This window comes from Parvibaculum sp. (genome assembly GCF_049671045.1).
Classification (GTDB): domain Bacteria; phylum Pseudomonadota; class Alphaproteobacteria; order Parvibaculales; family Parvibaculaceae; genus Parvibaculum.
This window is the reverse complement of record NZ_JBATUH010000007.1, coordinates 1-22,311: the sequence shown is the minus strand read 5'-3', so window position 1 is coordinate 22,311 and position 22,311 is coordinate 1. Positions and strand designations below refer to the sequence as shown.

At 65.5% G+C, this 22,311-nt stretch carries 21 protein-coding genes and 3 tRNA genes; 17 read left to right on the top strand and 7 right to left on the bottom strand.

Going from position 1 to position 22,311, the window contains the following annotated elements; translation table 11 throughout:
- The coding region (locus WBG82_RS00570) for a hypothetical protein (RefSeq protein ID WP_424420100.1) at positions 1 to 219 on the top strand (219 nt) is incomplete at its 5' end.
- Between the two features lie 5 nt (positions 220 to 224).
- Here the strand turns inward: WBG82_RS00570 and WBG82_RS00565 are convergent.
- Positions 225 to 1,424, bottom strand: a complete 1,200-nt coding sequence (locus tag WBG82_RS00565) for a CaiB/BaiF CoA transferase family protein (RefSeq protein ID WP_424420098.1) — start codon at positions 1,422 to 1,424, stop codon at positions 225 to 227.
- Positions 1,425 to 1,700: 276 nt separating this feature from the next.
- Between WBG82_RS00565 and WBG82_RS00560 the strand changes: the two genes are divergently transcribed.
- Entirely contained in the window at positions 1,701 to 2,831 is a 1,131-nt protein-coding gene (locus tag WBG82_RS00560; RefSeq protein ID WP_424420096.1) for a DUF2336 domain-containing protein, read from the top strand.
- A gap of 103 nt (positions 2,832 to 2,934) precedes the next feature.
- A complete protein-coding gene (gene pcaF, locus WBG82_RS00555; RefSeq protein WP_424420094.1) occupies positions 2,935 to 4,137 on the top strand; it encodes a 3-oxoadipyl-CoA thiolase in 1,203 nt (400 codons plus the stop codon).
- On the opposite strand, the gene WBG82_RS00550 is transcribed toward pcaF, so the two are convergent.
- Positions 4,134 to 5,276, bottom strand: a complete 1,143-nt coding sequence (locus tag WBG82_RS00550) for an EAL domain-containing protein (protein WP_424420092.1) — start codon at positions 5,274 to 5,276, stop codon at positions 4,134 to 4,136. The genes pcaF and WBG82_RS00550 overlap by 4 nt on opposite strands.
- A 177-nt stretch (positions 5,277 to 5,453) precedes the next feature.
- Here WBG82_RS00550 and WBG82_RS00545 point away from each other — a divergent pair, with 177 nt between their 5' ends.
- Positions 5,454 to 6,251 carry an NUDIX hydrolase gene (locus tag WBG82_RS00545; RefSeq protein ID WP_424420090.1) on the top strand — a complete coding sequence of 266 codons (798 nt, stop codon included), beginning with the start codon at positions 5,454 to 5,456 and terminating at the stop codon, positions 6,249 to 6,251.
- Positions 6,252 to 6,266: 15 nt separating this feature from the next.
- Here the strand turns inward: WBG82_RS00545 and WBG82_RS00540 are convergent, their stop codons facing one another.
- Positions 6,267 to 7,034 (bottom strand): NAD kinase, encoded by a 768-nt coding sequence (locus WBG82_RS00540; protein WP_424420088.1) that lies wholly within the window; start codon positions 7,032 to 7,034, stop codon positions 6,267 to 6,269.
- Positions 7,035 to 7,170: 136 nt separating this feature from the next.
- Between WBG82_RS00540 and cutA the strand changes: the two genes are divergently transcribed.
- Entirely contained in the window at positions 7,171 to 7,512 is a 342-nt protein-coding gene (cutA, locus tag WBG82_RS00535; protein ID WP_424420086.1) for a divalent-cation tolerance protein CutA, read from the top strand.
- On the opposite strand, the gene moaA is transcribed toward cutA, so the two are convergent.
- Positions 7,509 to 8,537: a GTP 3',8-cyclase MoaA gene (moaA, locus tag WBG82_RS00530; RefSeq protein WP_424420084.1), complete on the bottom strand. Its 1,029-nt coding sequence runs from the start codon at positions 8,535 to 8,537 to the stop codon at positions 7,509 to 7,511. The genes cutA and moaA overlap by 4 nt on opposite strands.
- 145 nt (positions 8,538 to 8,682) lie before the next feature.
- Between moaA and glpK the strand changes: the two genes are divergently transcribed.
- The 3 genes from glpK to WBG82_RS00515 all read left to right on the top strand — a co-directional run bounded on the left by glpK (position 8,683) and on the right by WBG82_RS00515 (position 12,738).
- Positions 8,683 to 10,182 (top strand): glycerol kinase GlpK, encoded by a 1,500-nt coding sequence (glpK, locus tag WBG82_RS00525; protein ID WP_424420082.1) that lies wholly within the window; start codon positions 8,683 to 8,685, stop codon positions 10,180 to 10,182.
- Between the two features lie 142 nt (positions 10,183 to 10,324).
- Positions 10,325 to 11,743: an FAD-binding oxidoreductase gene (locus tag WBG82_RS00520; RefSeq protein WP_424420080.1), complete on the top strand. Its 1,419-nt coding sequence runs from the start codon at positions 10,325 to 10,327 to the stop codon at positions 11,741 to 11,743.
- Complete coding sequence (locus tag WBG82_RS00515; protein WP_424420078.1) at positions 11,740 to 12,738, top strand: hydroxyacid dehydrogenase; 999 nt, start codon at positions 11,740 to 11,742, stop codon at positions 12,736 to 12,738. The genes WBG82_RS00520 and WBG82_RS00515 overlap by 4 nt, the downstream gene beginning before the upstream one ends.
- A gap of 52 nt (positions 12,739 to 12,790) precedes the next feature.
- Here WBG82_RS00515 and WBG82_RS00510 read toward each other — a convergent pair whose 3' ends face one another.
- Positions 12,791 to 13,363 (bottom strand): Spy/CpxP family protein refolding chaperone, encoded by a 573-nt coding sequence (locus tag WBG82_RS00510; RefSeq protein ID WP_424420076.1) that lies wholly within the window; start codon positions 13,361 to 13,363, stop codon positions 12,791 to 12,793.
- A 137-nt stretch (positions 13,364 to 13,500) separates the two neighbouring features.
- On the opposite strand from WBG82_RS00510, the gene WBG82_RS00505 reads away from it, so the two are divergent.
- The 5 genes from WBG82_RS00505 (at position 13,501) to WBG82_RS00485 (ending at position 19,715) form a co-directional block, all read left to right on the top strand.
- On the top strand, positions 13,501 to 15,987 hold the full coding sequence (locus tag WBG82_RS00505) for a xanthine dehydrogenase family protein molybdopterin-binding subunit (RefSeq protein ID WP_424420074.1): 2,487 nt from the start codon (positions 13,501 to 13,503) through the stop codon (positions 15,985 to 15,987).
- A gap of 147 nt (positions 15,988 to 16,134) precedes the next feature.
- Positions 16,135 to 16,764, top strand: a complete 630-nt coding sequence (locus WBG82_RS00500; protein WP_424420072.1) for a TetR/AcrR family transcriptional regulator — start codon at positions 16,135 to 16,137, stop codon at positions 16,762 to 16,764.
- 36 nt (positions 16,765 to 16,800) lie between these two features.
- On the top strand, positions 16,801 to 17,835 hold the full coding sequence (locus tag WBG82_RS00495; protein ID WP_424420070.1) for a hypothetical protein: 1,035 nt from the start codon (positions 16,801 to 16,803) through the stop codon (positions 17,833 to 17,835).
- 98 nt (positions 17,836 to 17,933) lie between these two features.
- A complete protein-coding gene (locus tag WBG82_RS00490; RefSeq protein WP_424420068.1) occupies positions 17,934 to 19,178 on the top strand; it encodes an LLM class flavin-dependent oxidoreductase in 1,245 nt (414 codons plus the stop codon).
- A gap of 99 nt (positions 19,179 to 19,277) precedes the next feature.
- Positions 19,278 to 19,715, top strand: coding sequence for a Rap1a/Tai family immunity protein (locus WBG82_RS00485; RefSeq protein WP_424420066.1), 438 nt, complete (start codon positions 19,278 to 19,280; stop codon positions 19,713 to 19,715).
- Positions 19,716 to 19,928: 213 nt separating this feature from the next.
- Here WBG82_RS00485 and WBG82_RS00480 read toward each other — a convergent pair.
- Positions 19,929 to 20,004, bottom strand: a tRNA-Thr gene (locus tag WBG82_RS00480).
- Positions 20,005 to 20,220: 216 nt separating this feature from the next.
- On the opposite strand from WBG82_RS00480, the gene WBG82_RS00475 reads away from it, so the two are divergent.
- The gene (locus WBG82_RS00475) at positions 20,221 to 20,811 is read left to right on the top strand and encodes a DUF2939 domain-containing protein (RefSeq protein ID WP_424420064.1); all 591 of its coding nucleotides are present in this window, start codon (positions 20,221 to 20,223) and stop codon (positions 20,809 to 20,811) included.
- Here the strand turns inward: WBG82_RS00475 and rlmB are convergent, their stop codons facing one another.
- The gene (gene rlmB / locus WBG82_RS00470) at positions 20,812 to 21,666 is read right to left on the bottom strand and encodes a 23S rRNA (guanosine(2251)-2'-O)-methyltransferase RlmB (RefSeq protein WP_424420062.1); all 855 of its coding nucleotides are present in this window, start codon (positions 21,664 to 21,666) and stop codon (positions 20,812 to 20,814) included.
- A gap of 222 nt (positions 21,667 to 21,888) precedes the next feature.
- Here rlmB and WBG82_RS00465 point away from each other — a divergent pair.
- From WBG82_RS00465 to WBG82_RS00455, 3 genes are all read left to right on the top strand, one after another.
- A tRNA-Tyr gene (locus tag WBG82_RS00465) sits at positions 21,889 to 21,973 on the top strand.
- Positions 21,974 to 22,029: 56 nt separating this feature from the next.
- A tRNA-Gly gene (locus WBG82_RS00460) sits at positions 22,030 to 22,103 on the top strand.
- An 82-nt stretch (positions 22,104 to 22,185) separates the two neighbouring features.
- A partial coding sequence (locus WBG82_RS00455) for a GTP-binding protein (protein WP_424420102.1) occupies positions 22,186 to 22,311 on the top strand: 126 nt, incomplete at its 3' end.

Below are 22,311 nucleotides of genomic sequence, written 5' to 3'. Positions count from 1 at the left end.
GCCGAGCCCTCCCGCCGCGATGCGCCCGCGACGACGGGCGCGGCTGGCGGCATGCCCGGCCGGGCGCCGCTCACCCTTTCCCCGGCGGTCGTTCAGCTCCTTGCCTCGCTCGATGTGCCGGGCAGCGACAAGTCTTCCGAAACATCGAACCGCGCCGAGGACGACCGCAAGGCCGAGCGCCGCGTGATGCTGCCGCGCTCGGGCTTCGCTTACGGCTAGGAGCTTCAGGCGATCGCCTTCGCCTCCTTGAGCTTCTCTATGTCTGCATCGCTATAGCCCGCGGCCCGCAGGACGTCGAGCGTGTGCTGGCCGAGCGCGGGCGAGGGGCCCTTCGGGCCATCGTCGGCGCCGTGAAAGCGGATCGGGCTTGCAGGCGCGCGATAGGTGCCGGAGCCGTCCTGCTCGGGCACGTCCACAAAGGCGCCGGTGGCGATCGTCTGCGGGTCGTTGACCACATCGGCCGGCCGCATGAGCGGCGACCAGATCACATCTTCCTTGTCGAGCAGGGGGCGCCAATAGGCGAGATCGTGCTCGCCAAAGGCCGCGTCGAGAATGTCGACGAGCTCGGCGGCATTGGCGCGCCGCGACTTCGGATCGGCAAAGCGGGGGTCGGTTTCGAGTTCCGGCTTGCCGATGATCTTGCAGATCGCGGTCCAGTCGACCGTGCCTTGACGCGGCACGATGGCGAACCACTCGCCGCCCTTCGTCTTGAAGAAATTGCTGAGCGGCTGCACGGCCTCATGCCGGGACTTGGTGGAGCCGAGCTTGCCGAATTTGAGCTGCACGGCCATGTCGGAGCCCGCCGCATAGACGCCCGTGCGCAGGAGCGAGGCTTCGACGAGGCGGCCCTTGCCGGTGCGCTGGCGCTCGACGAGCGCGGCGAGGATGCCGCTCACGGTCGCCATGCTCGTCGTGTGGTCGCCGATGCCGGTCCTGAGCGTGGTGGGCTCGCCGCCCTTCACATGCTGGAGGTAGCCGAGGCCCGAGCGCGCCCAGAAGGCGGCGATGTCGAAGCCGGGGCGGTCGCGCTCGGCCCCTTCCAGGCCGTAGCCCGAGACGGTGGCATAGACGAGGCGCGGGTTGATCGCGGAGAGGGCGGCATAGTCGAGGCCCGAGCGCTCGAGCCCGCCGGGGCGCACATTGGTGAGGAAAACGTCGGCGTCCTTCACGAGGCGCTTCACCGCCTCGACGCCTTCCGGCGTCGCGGTGTTGAGCGCGATGCCCTTCTTGCCGCGATTGTCGAGATCGAAGATGGGGCTGCCTTTCAGGTGGTCGGCGCCGACATTCTTCATCGTGTAGCGCATGGGGCAGCCCGAGAGCGGCTCGATCTTGATCACATCCGCGCCCCAGTCGGCGAGGATGCCGCCTGCGCCCGGCGCGGCGATGTAGGTCGCCATCTCGATGACCTTGATACCTTCCAGCATGGTTTTTTCCCCGGAATTTCGTTGTTCTGATGCCGATTTGGTTAAATTTCGCGATGGGCCGGATCATCCATGAATCGAAGGGGCTGTCAAAGGCCGCACCGGAAGCCGCTGCGGCGGCGCCCGCGCTGCTCCCGATGGCTGGCGCCCGCCCGGATCAGGATGAAGGGTTCGTTAAGCGTTTGGCCGTAGGCTGATTAACCAGCGTGAAAGCCGGACGAATTTCGTCCATGCGGGGCGCGAGCCATAAGGCGATGCGCATGGCCAGGGAACGGGGCGATGCAGGAGAGGCTGACCTTCGCCGATGTTGAACGCCTTCTGTCGGAGCCGACGGAGGAGGTGCGGGCCGCCGCCGCGGCCAAGGTCGCCGGGCAGTTCCGCAATGTCGTGCTGACACCGCGCGAGCGCGCGCTTGCCGAAGAAATTCTCGGATATCTCGTTCACGATGTGGCGGTCAGCGTACGGCGGGCGCTGGCGCATTGTCTGCGCGATCTGACGGATGCGCCGCATGACATCATTATGGCGCTGGCGCGCGACATCGACGAGGTCTCGCTGCCCGTGCTCGAATCCTCGGCCGTGCTGACGGACGAAGACCTGGTCGAGCTTGTGCTTCATGGCAATCCGGCGAAGCAATGCGCGATCGCAGGGCGCGCCGAGGTCAGGCCTGCAGTGTCCGAGACGATCGCTTGGGCGGGAGATCGCCGCGCCGTCCTGGTGCTCGTCGCCAATGAAGGCGCGATCATCGCGCCCGACGTTCTGCAGCAGCTCGCCGACCGCTATGCGGGCGACGAGGAAGTTCTCGATCCCATGGCGTGCCGCAAGGATGTTCCGCCCGCGCTCGTCGAGCGTCTCGTGACCATGGTGTCGGAAGGGCTGCGGAACTATCTGATCGAGCAGCACGGGATCGACGTGGTCACGGCATCGCTGCTTCAGGACCTTGCATGGGAGCGCACCGTCGTCGATCTGGTGATGACGGCCAGCCCCGACGAACTGCCGCGCATCGTGGAGCAGATCTTCGAGCGCAAGCGGCTCGGCGCCTCGCTGCTGCTGCGCGTGCTTTCGGCGGGCGAGGTGCGCTTCGTCGAGCTTGGCTTCGCGCTTCTCACTGATGTGAGCGAGGAGCGCATCGTCAGGCTCATTCATGATCTCGGCCCGCTCGGCTTTCGCGCCGCCTATGCGCGCTCGGGGCTGCCGGAAGTCTTCTTCCCCGCCTTTCGCGCGGCGCTCGATGTGGTTCACGAGGTTCAGGCTGATGGCTATCTTTCGGACCGGCCGTTTCTTCGCCGCTGCGTGATGGAGCGCATCGCCGCGCAATATCCGGACGTCACCGCCGGCGATCTCGATTTTCTTCTGGACCGGCTCGCCCGTTTCACGAGAGCGCTTCCCTGGCGCAGCGGGCACGCGGCCTGAACGGCTGAAAAACCTCGTCGCTGAAAGCTGCCGAAGCTGTTAGTTTGCGGCCCTTCAATTGCTGTTCTCCAAGCCGGGAAGGGTCAGGATCATGCCTCACACCATGCGCGAAGCTTTCATCTGCGATGCGGTCCGCACGCCAATCGGCCGCTATGCGGGAGCGTTGTCGGGCGTGCGTGCGGACGATCTCGGCGCCGTGCCGATCATGGCGCTGATGGCGCGCAATCCGTCGATCAACTGGAGCCGCGTCGACGATGTGGTGTTCGGTTGCGCCAATCAGGCGGGTGAGGACAACCGCAACGTGGCGCGCATGTCGTCGCTGCTGGCGGGCCTTCCCGACGCGGTGCCGGGCACGACGATCAACCGTCTTTGCGGTTCGGGCATGGATGCGGTGGGCACGGCGGCCCGCGCCATCAAGTCGGGCGAGGTCGATCTCATGATCGCGGGCGGCGTGGAGAGCATGTCGCGCGCGCCCTTCGTCATGGGCAAGGCCGCAAGCGCCTTTTCGCGCGACGCGCATATCTATGACACGACGATCGGCTGGCGCTTCGTCAATCCGCTGATGCATCGTCAGTACGGCACCGATTCCATGCCGGAGACGGCGGAGAATGTCGCCGAGGAATTCCAGATCTCGCGCGAGGATCAGGACACCTTCTCGCTGCGCAGCCAGCAGCGCGCGGGCAGGGCGATCGCGTCCGGCCGGCTTGCGAAGGAGATCGTGCCCGTCACCATCACCTCGAAGAAGGGCGAGAAGGTCGTCTCGGAAGACGAGCATCCCCGCCCCGACACGACGCTCGAGGCGCTGGCGAAACTGCCCACGCCCTTCCGCCAGGGCGGAACGGTGACGGCGGGCAACGCCTCCGGCGTCAATGACGGCGCCTGCGCGATGATCGTCGCCTCCGCCGACGCGGTCGAGGCATATGGCCTGACACCGCGCGCCCGCATCGTCGCCATGGCGACCGCAGGCGTGCCGCCGCGCATCATGGGCATCGGTCCGGCGCCCGCGACGCGCAAGGTGCTCGAAAAGGCCGGCCTCAATATCGGCGATATCGACGTCATCGAGCTCAACGAGGCGTTCGCCGCGCAGGGGCTCGCCGTCATGCGCGATCTCGGACTGCCGGACGATGCCGAGCATGTGAACCCCAATGGCGGCGCGATCGCGCTTGGCCATCCGCTCGGCATGAGCGGCGCGCGGCTCGTGGCGACGGCAACGCAGGAACTGCATGAGCGGCAGGTGCGCTATGCGCTTGCCACCATGTGCATCGGCGTCGGGCAGGGCATCGCGATGGTGATCGAGCGGGTCTAGAAGCCGAGCGCGCGGAGCAGAAAGTTCTTCGTCTTCTTGCGTTTCGCCTTCGGGCGGCGCACGCGCATCCGGATCGGCCGTTCGATGCCGGGAAGCCTGCGGCCGCGATAGGTCGGCCGGCGCAGCAGCGCGATGAGCCTGCGGCCGGGGAAGATGCAGACGATGTCGAGCGATGATACCGGCACGGGCACGTCGTCCGTGCCGGGAATGGCGAGTTCAAGCGTCTCGTAGTCGAGTTCGATGCCGGGATCGCCAAGCGTGATGGCGGGCTCCACGGGCTCGTCGTCGATCGCCTCGGTAAGCAGCAATTCGTCGAGCGCGTCTTCGGCTGCCGCTTCCTCGAAGTCGTGGCGCAGGGTCGCCGCGAAGGACCAGCCGGCAAGCTCCGCCGCCTCGCGCGGGCTGCAGATATGGGTGCCCTGAGCGGCGGTGAAGCCGAGGGCCGCGAGCGAGGACAGCGTCATCTCGTCCTCGACCCCCACGGCCGTTGCGTCGAGGCCGTGCGAGGCGGCGAGCGAGACGCGCTTGCCGATGAAGCCGAGGCCCGACTGGCTCAGTCGGCGCGCGAACCGGATGATGGCGCCGCCGGAAATCTTGATCTCGTTGAAATGGTCCGGCGCGATGAAGCGCGAGGGCACGATGAAGGCGCCGCCGCCGTCAAGCGCCGTGCGGAAGCCGAAGCGGCGGAACTCGCGGATCGTCTCCACCGCATCCTCGGCGTGCCGTGCGAAGACGGCTTCGGGCACTTCGATGGTGAGGCAATCCGGATCGAGACCGCGTTCGTTCATGATCGCGTCGAGCGCGCCCGCGAGCATCGGGTCGGCGAGATCGCTGCCGGAAAGGTTGATGGAGACGGGCCAGCTCTGCCCGCGTCCGCGCCATTCGAGGATCGTGTTAGCGGCCGCACCGGCGACGAAACGAGCCAGCTCGCCGCTACGTTCGCGCCGGTCGAAGAAGGAAAGGAAGAGCCCCGGCGGCATCAGCCCGTATTCGGGATGCTGCCAGCGGACATAGGCTTCCGCTCCGAGAACGCGGCCCGTGGCGAGCGCGATCTTCGGCTGGAAGACGAGGTGCAGGTGTCCGGCCTCGAAGGCCAGGTCAATGTCCCGATTGGTCAGCCGAAACGAACTGCTGTACATCTTGAAACCAAACAAGGGTTCGCCCGCGCGAAAAGGGCTGCGCGTATTCGACTGTGCGAGATCGCGAGTTTAGGTCTTCTTAATCTCGCCCCGGCATCTGAATTAGCGTTGCCTCCCGGTAAAGAATTCGCGGACAATCCCGGCAAACCGTAAGAAAACGAAACAGGGAGAAGCCGAATGTCCAATCCAGCGAGCGACAAGCTCATACCGGCGGCAACGATTCTGCTCGTCCGGGATGGCGCGCAGGGGCTCGAGGTCTTCATGGTGGTGCGCCATCACCAGATCGACTTCGCTTCGGGCGCGCTCGTGTTTCCGGGCGGCAAGGTCGATCCGCGCGACATGGACGACCGCGTGCGGTCGCGGGTCGATGGGCTCGACGGGCTCGACGATTGGGAATTCTCGATGCGGGTCGCGGCTATCCGCGAAGCCTATGAGGAATGCGGCGTCCTGCTTGCGCGCAGCGAGCGGACCAACGCGCTCGTCAATGCGGCGCAGCTCTCCTCGCTCGCGGTCCATCGCGACAGGCTCAACAGGGGCGAGATTGGCATCGGCGAGATGCTGGCGGAGGAGCGGCTGCGGCTCGCGGCCGATCTGCTGACGCCCTTCGCGCACTGGATCACGCCCAACATGATGCCGAAGCGCTTCGACACGCGCTTCTATGTGACCGCCGCGCCTGCCGATCATCTGGCGCTGCATGACGGGCATGAATCGGTCGACTCGGTCTGGATTCGTCCGTCGGACGCCGTGCGCGAGGCCGAGGAAGGAAAGCGCACGATCATCTTCCCGACGCGGGTCAACGTGCAGAAGCTCGGGCGGTTCTCCTGCGTCAGTGACGCCATCGAGACGGCGCGGCGCTCGCGCATCGTCACGGTCGAGCCGAAGATCGTGCAGAAGGAGAGCGGGCCGGTGCTCGCGATCCCGTCCGAGGCCGATTACGACGTCACCGAGGAGCCGCTGTCGAACATTCGCGCCTGAGAGGCTTCGGCCTCTTCAGTGCAGGAACTGCTCGGTCAGGATGCGTTCGTCGAGGCTGTGGCCCTGATCGAACATCATCAGCAGGTCGATGGCGGGGTCTTCCTCGACATGTACCTCGACGACGTCGCGGAATTCGCGATGGTCGGCGACGGCGCTGACCGGGCGTTTATCCGGCTCGAGAATCTCGAAGCGCACCTTGGCGCGATGCGAGAGCAGCGCGCCGCGCCAGCGCCGCGGGCGGAAGGCGCTGATCGGCGTCAGCGCGAGCAATGCCGCGTCGATGGGAATGATGGGACCCTGCGCCGACAGATTATAGGCGGTGGAGCCGGCGGGCGTCGCGACGAGAACGCCGTCGCAGCTCAGCTCCTCCATGCGCAGCTTGTCGTCGATGAAGATGCGGATCTTCGCTGCCTGGGCCGTTTCGCGCAGAAGCGAGACTTCGTTGATGGCGAGCGCATGATGCTCCGATCCGTTCGCCAGCGTCGCATTCATGCGCAGGGGGTGAAGGCGCACGATGTCGGCCGCCTCGAGCCGCAGGGGCAGGTCGCTCTCGCGATACTCGTTCATGAGAAAGCCGACCGAGCCGCGGTTCATGCCGTAGATCGGGATGCCGCGATGCATGTGCTTGTGCAGCGTCTGGAGCATGAGCCCGTCGCCGCCCAGCGCCACGATGACATCGGCATCGGCCGGCGCGGCATTGCCATAGCGCTCCGTCAGCAGCTTCAGCGCCTCCTGTGCCTCCGGCACGTCGGTCGCCACGAATGCGATCCTGTTGAACTTCATCCGCCTCGTTCCATCGGGCGCATCGGGCAACATCGCCAGCCAGCGGCCGGAAAGACTGGCAAGATATAGGCTAGAGTGCTCCCGGACGCAAAGCATCGATCCGGGGCGGGCGTGACCGGGAGCAGGAGAGACTCATATGAGCGGGACGGCCGAGACAGGCTCCGAATTCGTCTTTGTCTATACGACCTTGCCGGATGTCGAGAGCGCCGAGGAGATGGCGCAGGCGCTGGTCGAGGCGCGGCTTGCAGCCTGCGCGAACATCTATCCCGGCGTCATATCCGTTTACGAATGGCAGGGCCAGGTGGAGCGCGCGGAAGAGGTCGCCATGTTCATCAAGACGAGGCGGGCGATTGCCGAGGAGACGATCGCGGAGGCGCGAAAACTCCATCCCTATGACGTGCCGGCCTTTCTGCTCCTGCCGATCGACGGGGGGCATGCGGATTATCTCGACTGGGCGCGCAGGCAGGTGAAGCCCTAACCGCCCGTCACCGACATGTGCCGCCGCAGGGCGGGGCGCTTGTGCTGGCGGTCGATGACGAAATCATGGCCCTTGGGCTTGCGGGAGATCGCCTCGTCTATGGCGGCGTCGAGCAGCGCGTCGTCCGCGCTTGCGCGCACGGGCGCGCGCAGGTCGGCGGCGTCGGCCTGGCCGAGGCACATATAGAGCGTGCCTGTGCAGGTGAGGCGCACGCGATTGCAGCTCTCGCAGAAATTATGGGTGAGCGGCGTGATGAAGCCGAGGCGGCCGCCCGTCTCGCGGATGCGGACATAACGCGCAGGCCCGCCCGTGCGGTCGGGCAGATTTTCGAGCGCCCAGCGCTCCTCGAGCCGTGACCGGACGAGCGAGAGCGGCAGATACTGATCGGTGCGGTCCTCGTCGATATCGCCGAGCGGCATCGTCTCGATGAGCGTGATGTCGTGGCCGCGCGCATGCGCCCATTCGATGAGCGAGGGGATTTCGGCCTCGTTCTCGTTCCTGAGCGCGACGGTGTTGATCTTGACCTTGAGGCCCGCGCGGGTCGCGGCCTCGATCCCTTCCAGCACCTGCTCCAGCCGCCCCCAGCGCGTGATCCTTGCAAAGCGGTCGGCATCGAGCGTGTCGAGCGAGACATTGATGCGGCGAACGCCCGCGGCCGCGAGATCGCCGGCGAAGCGCGCGAGCTGGCTGCCATTGGTCGTCAGCGTCAGCTCGTCGAGCGCGCCCGTCGCGAGATGGCGGCCGAGACTGCGGACAAGGGTCATCATGTCTCGGCGGACGAGCGGCTCGCCGCCGGTGAGGCGGAGCTTGCGCACGCCCTTGCGAATGAAGGCCGAGCAGACGCGGTCAAGCTCCTCCAGCGTCAGCAGGTCGCGCTTCGGCAGGAAGGTCATATGCTCCGACATGCAATAGGTGCAGCGGAAGTCGCAACGATCCGTCACCGAGACGCGCAGATAGGTCACCGCCCGACCGAATGGGTCGATCATGGCGGGGCCGGCAGTGCCGATGCGCGGTTCGACGGTCATGGCTCATATATAGCACCGGGCGTACGGCATTTCGACCAGCATTGGCGGGCGCGGCCGCTGCCGGATCAGAGGCCATGTCGAGAAAGCGGTTTTTCAATCGCGGGCGGCAGGCTAGCCTCTCCCCGCCGAAAATGGGGAGAGGCATATGGCGGGCGCGCACTACATTCTATCCATCGATCAGGGCACGACGAGCACGCGGGCGCTCTTGTTCGACCGCGCGGGCTCGCCCATGCGCGTGCGCCAGACGGAGCTTCGGCAGATCTATCCGCAGGACGGGTGGGTGGAGCACGATCCTGAGGAAATCTGGAAGGCGACGCTCGAGGTCTGTCGCGGGCTGCTCACCGCCGGAACGCATGCGGAGAATATCGCCGCCATCGGCATCACCAATCAGCGCGAGACGACCGTGCTCTGGGAGCGCGCGACGGGAAAGCCGCTCCACAACGCTATCGTCTGGCAGGACCGGCGCACGGCCGATATGTGCGCGCGGCTGAAGGCGGAGGGGAGGGAGGCGGCCGTTCAGGCGAAGACGGGGCTGCTGCTCGATCCCTATTTCTCGGGCACCAAGCTTGCCTGGCTGCTCGACCATCTGCCCGATGCGCGCAAGCGGGCGGAGAAGGGCGAGCTTTGCTTCGGCACGGTCGATTCCTGGCTCGTCTACAAGCTCACGGGCGGCAAGGCGCATGTGACCGACGCGACCAACGCCTCGCGCACGCTGCTCTTCAACATCGGCACGCAAGACTGGGACGACGAAATTCTGGGCTGGCTCGGCATTCCCCGCGCCCTGCTGCCCGAGGTGAAGGATTGCTGCGCCGATTTCGGCCGCACGGAGAAGTCGCTCTTCGGCGCCGAGATCGCGGTGGCAGGCGTCGCGGGCGATCAGCAGGCGGCGACCGTGGGGCAGGCGTGCTTCGAGCCGGGGCTGATGAAATCGACCTACGGCACGGGCTGCTTCGCCATGCTCAATACCGGCGAGCGGCAGGTGGCGAGCGCCAACAGGCTGCTCACCACTGTCGCCTACCGGCTCGGCGGAAAGACCGCATATGCGCTCGAAGGGTCGATCTTCATGGCGGGCGCCATCGTGCAATGGCTGCGCGACGAGATGCGGCTCATTTCCAATTCCGCCGAGAGCGAGCGGCTCGCCGAGGACGCCGATCCCAATTCGCCCGTCGTGCTGGTGCCTGCCTTCACCGGGCTCGGCGCACCCTATTGGGACCCGCATGCGCGGGCGGCGCTTTTCGGCATGACGCGGGACACGGGCGCGGCCGAGATCGTGCGAGCGGCGCTCGAATCCGTTTCCTTCCAGACGCGCGATCTCATGGAGGCGATGGCGGCCGATATGAAGGCGGCGGGGCTTCAAAGCCCGCAGGCGCTTCGCGTCGATGGCGGCATGGTGGCCAATGACTGGTTCATGCAGAACCTGACCGACATTCTCGGCGCGCCTGTCGAGCGGCCCGCCGTCATCGAGACGACGGCGCTCGGCGCGGCCTATCTCGCGGGCATGCAGGTCGGGTTCTATGGCGGGACCGGGGATGTCGCGCGTAACTGGCAATGCGAGCGCGCCTTCGAGCCGCAGATGGTGGAGGACGAGCGCACCCGCCGCTACGGGCGCTGGCAGCAGGCGGTGGGACGTGTGCTGACGAGGTAGGGTTTGGCCTGGCCCCGCCCGTGGCCCGCATTTTCGGGTGTCGCCCTGGCACAAGACCGGGGTGGCAGGATCGAGAATCTGGGGAATGCGCCTGCCTTCTTCGCTATACTGCCCTCCACAACAAACCCCGGGGAGAGCGCTCATGGCCGGATCGATGGATGACCTCATCGCGAAACTGAAGGCGGCTCTCGGGCCGGGCGGCGTGCTCGAAGGCGCGGAGGCGGCGGAGAAGGCACAAGGCGGATGGAGCAGGCTCGGGACGCCGCGCGCCGTGCTGCGCCCGGCCTCGACCGCCGATGTCTCGACGATCCTGAAACTCGCCCATGCCGCTGGCGAACCCATCGTGCCGTGGGGCGGCAAGACCGGCCTCGTCGAGGGCGGTGAGGCGGACGGGCATCTGGCGCTGTCGCTCGAACGCATGAACCGGATCGAGGAGATCGACGTCGAAGGCGGCACGGCGACGGTGCAGGCGGGCTGCGTGTTGCAGAGCTTCTGCGAGGCGGTGGACGCCAAGGGCGCGCTCTTCCCGCTCGACCTCGGCGCGCGCGGCTCGGCCACCATAGGCGGCAATATTTCGACCAATGCGGGCGGCAATCGCGTCATCCGCTATGGCATGATGCGCGACATGGTGCTCGGCCTCGAAGCTGTGCTTGCCGATGGCACCGTCATGTCCTCGCTCAATCACCTCATCAAGAACAATGCCGGCTACGATCTGAAGCAGCTCTTCATCGGCTCGGAGGGAACGCTCGGCGTCGTCACGCGCGCCGTGTTGCGGTTGCGGCCGAAGCCCCTGTCGCAGGACACGGCCTTCGTCTCGGTCGAGAGCTTCGAGCAGCTACCGAAATTCCTGCGCCACATGGAGCGCGCGCTTGGCGGCACGCTGTCGGCCTTCGAGGTCATGTGGGCCGATTTCTACAAGCTGGTGACGACGGAGCCGGCGAAGGGCAAGCCGCTGCTCCCTTATGGCCATCCCTATTACGTGCTCGTGGAATCCATGGGCGGCGATCAGGCGGAGGATTCGGCTCGCTTTGAAAAGGCGCTGATGGCGGCGCTCGAGGCGGGTGAGGTTTCGGATGCGGTTATCGCGAAGAACCAGGACGAGCGCAACCAGATGTGGGCGCTGCGCGACGATGTGGGGCAGGTCGCGCGCAACTGGCCGATCTTCACCTTCGATGTGAGCCTCAAGATCGCGGATATGGATGGCTATATCGCCGAGGTGCGCGAGGGGCTGAAGGCGAAATGGCCCCAGCATACACTGATGGTCTTCGGCCATCTCGGCGACGGCAATCTGCACGTCATTCCGGGCACGATCAGCGAGCACACGCCGGAAAGCCGCAAGGCGGTGGAGGCGGTGGTTTACGGCGCGCTCCGGAAGCGCGGCGGCTCCGTTTCGGCCGAGCATGGCATCGGGCTTGAGAAGCGGCCATATCTCGGCTGGTCGCGCTCGCCCGAAGAAGTGGCGCTCATGCGCATGCTGAAGGCCGCGCTCGATCCGAAGGGCATTCTGAATCCAGGCAAGGTGCTCGAGCCCGTCGCGCCCCATGCCAGGGCGGCTGAGTGACGATCGCCGTCTTCGAGGCAGAGGCGCGCGAGGCTGTTCCGTTCGACCGGCTCAAGCCCGCGCATCGGGTGCGGCTCTTCACCGAGGGCGTGAGCGCGGCCAATGCCGCTGTCGCGGCCGACGCGGAGATCGTCTCCGTCTTCATCTATTCCACCCTCGACGCGGCGGTCCTCGGCCAGATGAAACGGCTGAAGCTCATTGCGACGCGCTCGACAGGATATGACCATATCGACCTCGACTATTGCCGGGCGCATGGCATCGCCGTCTGCAACGTGCCGACTTATGGCAAGAATACGGTGGCGGAGCATGTCTTCGCGCTTCTGCTGGGGCTCAGCCACCGCCTTCCCGAGGCCGTGGCCCGCGCGCGCTCGGGGCAGTTCTCACCCGAGGGGCTCGAAGGCTTCGATCTCGCGGGAAAGACCTTCGGCGTTATCGGCACGGGTCATATCGGGCGGCACGCGATCCGCATCGCCAAGGGCTTCGCCATGCAGGTCATTGCCTGCGAGGAGAAGCCGGACCCCGCGCTTGCCGAAAGACTGGGATTTCGCTTCGTCCCGCTCGATGAATTGTTGGCCGAGTCGGATGTCATCTCGCTCCATGTGCCGCTGACGGCGGCAACGCAGAACCTGCTTTCGGAGGCGGCATTCGCGCGCATGAAATCGGGCGTCGTCGTCATCAACACCGCGCGTGGCGGCCTCATCGACACCGCTGCGCTCATCCGTGCTCTGAGGAGTGGCAAGGTCGCGGGCGCGGGGCTCGACGTGCTGCCGGAGGAGCCGCTCATCCGCGAGGAGGCCGAGCTTGTCTCGTCGGCCTTTGCCGGCCAGCACGATCTGAAAAGCCTCATCGCCAACCACGTTCTGCTCAACATGCCGAATGTAATCGTGACGCCGCACAGCGCCTTCTACACGCGCGAGGCGGTGCAGCGCATCATCGAGACCACGGTCGGCAACATCGAGGCCTTTCTGACCGGCGCGCCCGTCAATCTCGTTTGATGCCGGACGGCGCCGGGCGCGGCGGAGCGAGGCTCCGCCGCTCTCGCACGCGCTATTGCTGCGTGGCCGGAGCCGGGGCATCGGAGCCCCGGGCTGGCGCGTTCCATCCGCCGCGGCGCTGTTCGAAACGATGCGCGCGCATGTCCTTGCCATGCCCGAAGCGACCGTTTTCGAGATCGCCGGCCCGGTCGAGGATCTTCTTCTGGTTATCGTCCAGCGTCTTGTAGAGCGCCTCGAGCGCGGGGCGGGAAGCCCTGAGCGCTTCGAGCCGCGCCGCGAGCGTCGTCTCGAGCATGGCCTGGCGCTCAACGATCGAAAGCCGCTTCTTCTCGGTCCGCGCCGGCATCTGCAGGCATTGCTGCTCGCGGGCCTTGGCGTTCGCCATCACGCTGTCGCGCCAGTTCGCCCAGGCGGCGCGCTGCTCCGCGGTCGGCTTCAACTTCGCCTCGAGATAGGCGAGCCGGCCGGTCATCCTCGCGGTGCGGTCGGCGCACCGGTTTTCCTGCTTCTTCTGCATCTCGGCGGCATTCGGCGCCGCCGGCGCAGGGGTTGCGGCATAGGCTCCGGCCGCCACCATGCCGGTGAGCAGAATGGCCGCCGTTCCTGCCAGAATTCGCTTGTGCATGTCTTTCGGTCCTGTTGGCTCGTGCCCCCTCAAACGGTCATACGCGCATAGCGCAATTCTCCGTCGCTCCGCCCGCTCCCAAATGGAAGCGGTAAGGCTGGCGGGTGTGCGGACAGGTTTGCGGCGCGGTATGGCCCGTGGCAGACTATCCCGCCGGTCACAATTCGGGATCGAGGCGGCGCGCGAAGCTCGCGGCACCGCATCTCCCCATCACCGCCATCGGAATTCGGGCGCGGACGAATGTCACGCCATCTGCCATCTGCGAAGCGCGAGGTCATGTCATGGTGAAGTTCGGCGTCGGACAACCGATGAGGCGGGTCGAGGATGAAAGGCTGATCACGGGCAAGGGACGTTACACGGATGACATCTCCGTCGACGGGCAGGCCCATGCCTTCATGGTGCGTTCGCCTCATGCCCATGCGCGGATCGTCTCGATCGACGTGGAGGAGGCGCGCAACGCGCCTGGCGTGCTCGCCGTCTTCACGGGCGAGGATGCGAAACGCGAAGGGCTCGGCGTCATAGCGAGCCCTGCAGCCGACCTCCTGAAGAACAGCGACGGAACGCCGATCTTCAAGACGACGCGCCATCTCATCGCACAGGAGCGCGTGCGCTATGCGGGCGACACGGTCGCGGTCATCGTCGCCGAAACGCTCAATCAGGCGCGCGACGCGGCCGATCTCCTCGTCATCGACTACGAGGCATTGCCCGCCGTCGCCGACACGGCGGGAGCGCTGGCGCCGGATGCGCCCGTCGTCTGGGAGGAACTGGGATCGAACCTTGCCTATGACTGGAGCTTCGGCAACGAGGCGGCGGTCGCCGAGGCGATGAAGGTCGCGCATCACGTCACCCGGCTCAAGCTCATCAACAACCGCATCGTGGTCAATGCGATGGAGCCGCGCGCCGCGCTCGGCGTCTATGATGCGGGCTCCGATCGCTACACGCTTTATGCGCCGAGCCAGGGCGTGCACAGCATAAGGAATTTCATCGCCCAGTATTCGCTGCAGATCCCCGTCGAGAAGCTCCGCGTCATCACCGACGATGTCGGCGGCGGCTTCGGCATGAAGACCTTCGTCTATCCGGAATATCCGCTGGTGCTCTTCGCGGCGAGGAAGCTTGGGCGGCCCGTCAAATGGGCGGCAGATCGCTCCGACAGCTTCCTCACCGACAGCCAGGGCCGCGACCATGTGACGGAAGCGGCGCTCGCGCTCGACAAGGACGGGCATATTCTCGGCCTCGAGGTGCAGACCATCGCCAATCTCGGCGGCTATCAGAGCCAGTACGGCCCGTTCATCCCGTCGCTCGCGCCACGCGGCATGCAGGCCGGCGTTTACAAGATGCCCGCGCTCTTCAATCGCGTGCGCGCCGTCTATACCAATACCGTGCCGGTCGATGCCTATCGCGGCGCCGGACGGCCGGAAGCTTCCTATCTCATCGAGCGCATCATCGATCAGGCGGGTCGCGAGCTTGGTCTTGGCGCGGACGAAATCCGGCGGCGCAATTTCGTCAAGGCGAACGAGATGCCCTACAAGGGCGGCGCGTCGCTGCCGTTCGACTCCGGCGATTTCGCGCGCAATCTCGATGATGCGCTGAAGAAGTCCGATTTCGCCGGCTTCGAGGCGCGCCGCGCGGCGGCGGCGAGGGCGGGCAAGCTCGCGGGCATCGGCATCAGCTATTATGTCGAGCGCACGGCGGCAGGCATGTCGGACTATGCGCGCATCGCCATCGACGGCGAGAAGAGCATCGTTCATGTGTGGACCGGCCAGCAGACGAACGGGCAGGGCCATGAGACGGCATGGACGCAATTCCTCGCCAACCGGCTCGGCCTCGATATCGAAAAGATCAAGGTGCATCTTGGCGACAGCGACGTGCTGCCCGGAGGCGCGGGCACGGGTGGCTCCAAGGCGCTCTATCTCGTCACCGGCGCGATCGGCGATGCGTCCGACAAGCTCCTGGACAAGGGGCGCGAGATCGCGGCGAACGAACTCGAAGCGGCGAAGGCCGACATCGAATATCGGGGCGGAGAGGGCGAGCCCGTCTTCGCCGTCGCGGGCACGGATCGCAAGATCGACCTTTTCGCGGTGGCGCGGCTCGCCGAGCGCCAGGCCGATCTCGGCGAGCTTTCCGGCGACGGCGAATATAACCAGAAGGGCAACACCTTCCCGAACGGCGCGCATATCTGCGAGGTCGAGATCGATCAGGACACGGGCGTCTTCCGCATCGCGCGCTACACGGCCGTCGACGATTTCGGCCATATCCTCAATCCGCTCCTCGTCGCCGGGCAGGTGCATGGCGGCATCGTGCAGGGGCTCGGTCAGGCGATGGGCGAGCAGGCCGTCTTCGACAGGGAAACGGGCCAGCTCATCACCGGCTCGCTCATGGATTACTGGCTGCCCCGCGCCGATGACGTGCCCTTCTTCGAGGTGAGCTACAACGAGATCCCCTCGACCTCCAATGCGCTCGGCGTGAAGGGCGCGGGCGAGGCGGGGACCGTCGGCGCGCCCGCGGCATTCATCAATGCCGTCATCAATGCGCTGCGCCCCCTCGGCATCGAAAGCATCGACATGCCCGTGACGCCGCAAAAGCTTTGGTCCGCCATCAACGGCGCACGCCGGGCGGCGGAATAGGCATTTTAGGGGCTGCACCCTAACAATTTTGTCAGTTGGCGCCGCCCAGCCGTTGACAATTTGTCACTTGATGCCGAACATTATTTCATGGTGACGGAGGAAACGGCCTCCAGACGGGAAAAAAGCCAAGAGGCATCCGTTCTGGACGTGGCGGACGAAGCTGCTGTCGGCGCTGGCGTGAGCGGCGCGGGCAATGGCACTTCCCGCCGGAAAATGGAAAGCCGCCGCAAGCTGCTTGCAGCCGCGAGAAAGCTTTTCGTCGAGCGCGGCTATCACGATACGCGCCCTCAGGATATTTCGCGCGAGGCCGGCGTCGGCCACGGCACGTTCTATCTGCATTTCGAGGACAAGCTCGATTGCTTCCTTGCGTTCACGGAGGAGGCGGCAAACGAACTCGACGTTTTCGTGTCACAAAATCTCGCCAGCGCCGGCGCGCTCGATGAAGTCATCCGCGAAATTCTGCGCGCCATCTTCGAATATTCCGACGAGCGTCCGGGCGTGCTCGCGGCCGCGCTCACCGATGTCACGGTTTTTTCGACCGGCGATATGAGCCGCAAGATGCCTGCCTCGCGATGGGCGCAGGGCTGGACCAGGCTCCTCGACGAGCTGCAGAGCAAGGGAGCGGTGGCCGGAGACATCGACACCCGCCTCGCCGGATATCTCATCATCGGCGCGATCAAGCAGGGCGGCGCCTTTGCGGCGCGCGATCACATAGATCGCGACATCTTCATCGACAACATGACGACGCTATTCGTCCGGGCGCTCCGGACGCAATGAAAGCCGGCCCGCAAGAGGCCGACATGGGAGGAAGGGATGCAGAAACTCAAATATTCGCGCGACGAATTGATGGCGTCGCATGCCTATGCGAAGCCGCATGAGGAAGTTGGCTACAAACTGCATGGCGGGTTCGATGCCACCGGCACCTATATCTCGCCGCGCACGCTCCATCGCTGGCCGGCGGTGAAGGCCTGGCAGGATCAGCTCACGGGCCGCGGCTTTCCGCTCATTGACGCGAGCGTGCAGCTTCTGAAGCGCAGCAATTATCCGAACATCGCGCAGCAGAAATTCCTGCTCGCCAACGGCCTCGGCGAGACGCTCTGGAACTCGCTCACCATCACCGGCGTCATCGAGGCGCGCGGACGGGCGCTCTGCGAGTTCGAGGCGCCGGATTTCCAGCAGATCATCGCCGACGACGTGTCGAACACCTGCACGGGCCATCTGCACAAGGGCCTGCTCTATGCGCATGGCGTCGACGAGGGCGGCGACCCGAACGATCCGACCTATGGCGCGCATGACCAGATGTGGTTCGCGACGCGCGATCTTCTCTTCGGCAAGGACCGCTATCCGCTCCCGGAAATCCCGGAGAACATCGGCAGGCCCGATACGGGCAGGCTCATGCCGCAGCTCCCGGCCGGCTTCGAGCAGCTCATTATTCTGCTGATGAACGTGCTCATGATCGAGGTGCGCGCCGAGGCATTCTTCAGCTTCTGCTGCACGGTCATGCGCGATCCCGACAACTTCGCCGACCGGCGCACGAATGCGGAGCAGGCGGCGAGGATGGTGGAGCGCATCAGGACGGACGAGGCGATCCACGTCGCCTATCTCCAGACGGCGATTTCGGAGATGCGCAGCTTCAACTTCAGGACCGTCGATGGCGGCACCATCGAAGGCGCGAAGATGATCGACCCGATCTGGGAAGGCATGGTGCATTGGCACTCGGTAACGCAGGCCGATTTCTCGCGCGCGCAGACGCATGAGACGGTGAGCAAGCTGCTTCTCGCCCTGCCGAACGGCGCGGCGCTTCTCGCGCAGTTCGAGGCGCTCGACGACCTCGCAAAGGCGGCGTGACGGCGCATCCCGGCGGCTGGCTCGACCCGCCTCGGGGAGACGAGACGCAAGGCAATTTGTGTACTGAATAAATAGAACAAGAATCGGAGAGAGCGCCCATGCGCTTTGGAATTTTTTACGAGCATCAGCTTCCGCGTCCGTGGAATGAAGGCGATGAACTCAAGCTCTTTCAGGATGCACTCGACCAGGTGGAGCTGGCCGACAGGCTCGGCATAGATCACGCCTGGGAGGTGGAGCATCACTTCCTCGAGGAATATTCGCATTCCTCGGCGCCGGAGGTTTTCCTCGCCGCCTGTTCGCAGCGAACGAAGAACATCCGGCTTGGCCATGGCATCACGCTGATGCCGCCGAACTACAACCATCCGGCGCGCGTGGCCGAGCGCATCGCGACGCTCGACCTCGTCTCGCGGGGCCGCGTCGAATGGGGCACGGGCGAAAGCTCGGCGCTGCTCGAGCTTGGCGGCTTCAACATTCCGGTGGCGCAGAAGCGCTCCATGTGGCGCGAGGCGGTGGAGCAATGCGCCAACATGATGGCGATGGACCCCTATCCCGGATATGAGGGCGAATTCTTCTCGATGCCCTGCCGCAACGTCGTACCGAAGCCCGTGCAACGGCCGCATCCGCCGCTCTGGGTCGCTTGTTCCAACCGCGAGACGATCAAGCTCGCCGCGCGGCTCGGTATTGGCGCGCTGACCTTCGCCTTCGTCGACCCGAAGGAGGCGGAGCAGTGGGTTGATGATTACTACCGCATCTTCAAGGAGGAGTGCGTTCCGATCGGGCACGCCTGCAACCCGAACGTCGCGATGGTCACGGGTTTCTCGCTGCATCACGATTCCGCCGTGGCCAAGGCGCGCGGCATGGACGGCTTCCGCTTCTTCAGCTACGCGCTCGGCCACCACTATATTTTCGGCGAGCACAAGCCGGGCCGGACCAATATCTGGGAGGGGTTCGAGAAGGCGCGCTCCTCGCTGCCCGAGGAAGGCGGCAATCGCGGCATCGGCTCGCCGGACGAGATGCGCCGCCACCTGCGCGGCTTCGCGGAGGCGGGCGTCGATCAGGTGACGTTCATCCAGCAGGGCGGGCGCAACAAGCACGAGCATATCTGCGAGGCGCTCGAGCTCTTTGCCAGCGACGTCATGCCCGAGTTCAAGGAGCATGAGGACGAGCGGCAGAAGAAGAAGGCCGAGGAGCTTGCGCCTTATATCGAGAAGGCGATGCAGCGCAAGCAGCGCATGAAGGAACTCACGGATGAGGAGATTCCGAATGTCGTGGCGCTTGGCCGCCAGATCACCGATCAGGGCGCTGCCGAGGATCTCCACAAGACCATAAAATCGGCGGACTGACGGAAGCGCCCGATTCACGAAAGCTGCGCCTCGAAAGTGGCGCGGCTTTTCTGTATGCTGTCTGAGGGGGTCAAGGCGCGTCTGAAACAGGAGCTTTCGATGAGCAGGTTCACCCGGCAGATTTCATTGTTGTCCGTCCCCGCGCTCTTGGTGGCGCTTGCCGCCCCCACGCTTGCCGACCCGGGCAGGAGCGTCGACATCAAGACCGGCGCGGATCTCGTCGCGGCGTGTCAGGCATCGCTCAGTCAGGATACGAGCCAGGGAGGAGAGGTTTCGGCAACGGCTTGCAACCAGTTCCTCGCGGGCATGGTGGTCGCCGTTTACAACGCGACCGAGGCCGGGCAGGCCACGATGCTGCATCGGCTGGGGCCGAAGGGCAACGAAAGCGTCTGCTTCCACCTGCCCCAGCTTCTCAGATATGAGGAATTCTCGACGCTCGTCGTCGCCTATGCGAAGACGCATCCCGAACTCAATGCGCGCCCGGCCGTCGAACTGGCGGGCAGGAGCCTTGCCGATAAATATCCGTGTAAGGAATAAGTATTCGCTTCGGGATCGGGCGCTCGGCCGGGTGGTTGCGCCCGCCCCCGCCGGCACACCCCGCGACTGAGCGGCGGCGTAGAGGGTCCGGGAAGACCCATGCCGGGCCAAATCCGGCGCAGGGTTCAGGGCGGGCCTGGCTGTTCTGTCAGGCCGACTATTGTCCCGAGAATATCGAGGGCAGGGCGCGCGGCGCCAAGCTACTGAGTTTGGTGGTGCCCCCGGCAGGATTCGAACCCGCGACCCCCTGATTACAAATCAGGTGCTCTACCAACTGAGCTACAAGGGCGCCTGCGGGGCGGATGGTGCCCCGTCGATGATCGCGCGGAACATACTTATGCAATGTGCGGGCTGCAAGCCACCGGTCTTTGCCTGCTTGCGGCCGATTGGGGTTGGGCCTCTGGCTGCCGTGCGGCTAGAGTAGCGCCCGGCGAAGCGCCGGCCATGTGCCGGGCAGCGCCCGGCGAAGCGCCGGCCATGTGCCGGGCGAGGGCGGGGGAGTGCATTGGGTTACCCGATTTACTGGTTTCTGGGCACGGCGGTCGCCGCCGCGCTTGCGGGCGGGATTGCGTATGGGGTGGCCTCCGGCCGGTTCGGCCGCTATGGCCCCTATGTGGCGACGGGCGCCATATTCGCGCTTCTCTGGACCGTCTGGCCTTACTGGTCGCTTTACCGGCTCCAGTCGGCAATTGCCGACGGCGATCAGGTGAGCCTCGCCTCCTCGGTCGACTGGCCGTCGGTGCGCGCGGGCATCGGCGACGATCTCAAGGCGGCCTATACCGCCCGGATCACCTCCCTCGATCCGCGCGCCCAGCAGCTCGCGCAGGCGATGAGCGCGACGATCATCGACCGGACGGTGCAGACGCAGATCAACCCCGGCATGCTTGCAGGGCTGGCACGGGGCGGAGCGGGGCCGGCAAAGCCGATGGAAAGCGTACGCTACGCCTTCTTTCAGGGAAGCCCCTTCCTCTTCCGCGCGAATATCGGCCCCTCGGGCTCGCCCGCCGCGGAGCAAACCATCTATCTCATGGAATGGAACTGGGGCTGGCAGCTCAAGCGGGTGATCGTCGCGCCCTATCTCCTCGAACTGCGCTGATCAGCCTCGCCGCCGGGCGATTTCATAAAGTGCGACGGCGGCCGCATTGGAGACATTGAGGCTCCTCATTTCGCCGGCCGCGGGCAATCTCGCCAGAATGTCGCAATGTTCGCGGGTGAGGCGGCGCAGACCCGCGCCCTCGGCGCCGAGCACGAGGGCGACCTTGGGCGCCGTGCCGAATGCGGGAAGCGAGACGTCTCCCTCGCCATCGAGGCCGATGACCTCGAAGTTCAGATCCTTCAGCTCGTCGAGCGCGCGGACGAGATTCGTGACCTTGGCGATCTTCACCAGTTCAAGGCCGCCCGAGGCTGCCTTGGCGAGCACGCCACCCAGAGGCGGGCTGTGGCGGTCGGTCGTGATGAGGGCCCCGGCGCCGAAAACGGCGGCCGAACGCAGAATCGCTCCGAAATTGTGAGGGTCGGTTACCTGGTCAAGAACAACGGCGAGGCTCGTCCCTTCGCATGCCTCGTCCAGCGTGAGGTCGGGGAGAGGGGTGGTCTTGAGGGCGATTCCCTGATGCACGGCGCCCGGAGGGAGGAGCGCCGAGATCTCCTCGGCGCTTGCAAGCTCGGGTTGCAGGGCAAGGCCCCGGCCGGGAGCGAGCCCCTGCGCGGCAAGCTCGGCCTCCGCGTTGCGGGTCAGGACGAGCCGCTGCGACTTGCGGGCCGGATTCTTCAGCGCGGCGATAACCGCATGAAATCCATAGAGAAAATTCTCGTCGCCGCCCGTTTTGCCGGGGCGGCCGCCGCCATGGGGACGGTGGCGATGGCGCGGTTCGTTCTCGCCGCGTTCCATGTTACGCTGATTGCCCTGAGGGCGGTTGCCGGCCGGGCCGGATCGCTTGCGCTTGCTCATGAGGGCGCTTATATTGCGCCGCCCGGGCTCTTGCAAACGCCCTTTCCAACAGTGCCTTCAGCCATGATCATGAAAAAGCTGAAGACGCTGCGGGGCGTTATACGCTTTTGAGACCGGGAATTTAGTTGACAGCACGGCGGCAAAGCTCAATAAAGCCGCCCGTGCGCGGGATCACGGCGGCGGCGAACTTATTGGGATTTCACAACATTTGACGTCGGACACGGAGGGGTGCCCGAGTGGCTAAAGGGGACGGACTGTAAATCCGTTGGCTAAGCCTACGTTGGTTCGAATCCAACCCCCTCCACCACCCACCGGGATGCCCCGGAGGTACCGACGTAAGGCGGAACGAAGGGAAACGGTCAGGCGGGTGTAGCTCAATGGTAGAGCAACAGCCTTCCAAGCTGATGACGAGGGTTCGATTCCCTTCACCCGCTCCAACCCTTTGTCAGACGCCGGCGCGCAAGAGTAACAAGACGTTTTCGACAGATCGACCAATCGAGGAACCGAGGTAACGAACCGATGGCCAAAGAGAAATTTGAGCGCAATAAGCCGCACTGCAACATCGGGACGATTGGTCACGTTGATCATGGCAAGACGACGCTGACGGCGGCGATCACGAAGGTTCTTGCGGAAGCTGGCGGAGCG

Excerpts from the sequence above, each read along its gene's own strand:
- cutA (WP_424420086.1), top strand. The coding sequence starts at position 7,171 with ATGAGCGGGACGGCCGAGACAGGCTCCGAATTCGTCTTTGTCTATACG.
- WBG82_RS00490 (WP_424420068.1), top strand. The coding sequence starts at position 17,934 with ATGCGCTTTGGAATTTTTTACGAGCATCAGCTTCCGCGTCCGTGGAAT.
- glpK (WP_424420082.1), top strand. The coding sequence starts at position 8,683 with ATGGCGGGCGCGCACTACATTCTATCCATCGATCAGGGCACGACGAGC.
- moaA (WP_424420084.1), bottom strand. The coding sequence starts at position 8,537 with ATGACCGTCGAACCGCGCATCGGCACTGCCGGCCCCGCCATGATCGAC.
- WBG82_RS00520 (WP_424420080.1), top strand. The coding sequence starts at position 10,325 with ATGGCCGGATCGATGGATGACCTCATCGCGAAACTGAAGGCGGCTCTC.
- WBG82_RS00550 (WP_424420092.1), bottom strand. The coding sequence starts at position 5,276 with ATGTACAGCAGTTCGTTTCGGCTGACCAATCGGGACATTGACCTGGCC.
- WBG82_RS00495 (WP_424420070.1), top strand. The coding sequence starts at position 16,801 with ATGCAGAAACTCAAATATTCGCGCGACGAATTGATGGCGTCGCATGCC.
- WBG82_RS00540 (WP_424420088.1), bottom strand. The coding sequence starts at position 7,034 with ATGAAGTTCAACAGGATCGCATTCGTGGCGACCGACGTGCCGGAGGCA.
- WBG82_RS00560 (WP_424420096.1), top strand. The coding sequence starts at position 1,701 with ATGCAGGAGAGGCTGACCTTCGCCGATGTTGAACGCCTTCTGTCGGAG.
- WBG82_RS00545 (WP_424420090.1), top strand. The coding sequence starts at position 5,454 with ATGTCCAATCCAGCGAGCGACAAGCTCATACCGGCGGCAACGATTCTG.
- WBG82_RS00510 (WP_424420076.1), bottom strand. The coding sequence starts at position 13,363 with ATGCACAAGCGAATTCTGGCAGGAACGGCGGCCATTCTGCTCACCGGC.
- rlmB (WP_424420062.1), bottom strand. The coding sequence starts at position 21,666 with ATGAGCAAGCGCAAGCGATCCGGCCCGGCCGGCAACCGCCCTCAGGGC.
- pcaF (WP_424420094.1), top strand. The coding sequence starts at position 2,935 with ATGCGCGAAGCTTTCATCTGCGATGCGGTCCGCACGCCAATCGGCCGC.
- WBG82_RS00565 (WP_424420098.1), bottom strand. The coding sequence starts at position 1,424 with ATGCTGGAAGGTATCAAGGTCATCGAGATGGCGACCTACATCGCCGCG.
- WBG82_RS00485 (WP_424420066.1), top strand. The coding sequence starts at position 19,278 with ATGAGCAGGTTCACCCGGCAGATTTCATTGTTGTCCGTCCCCGCGCTC.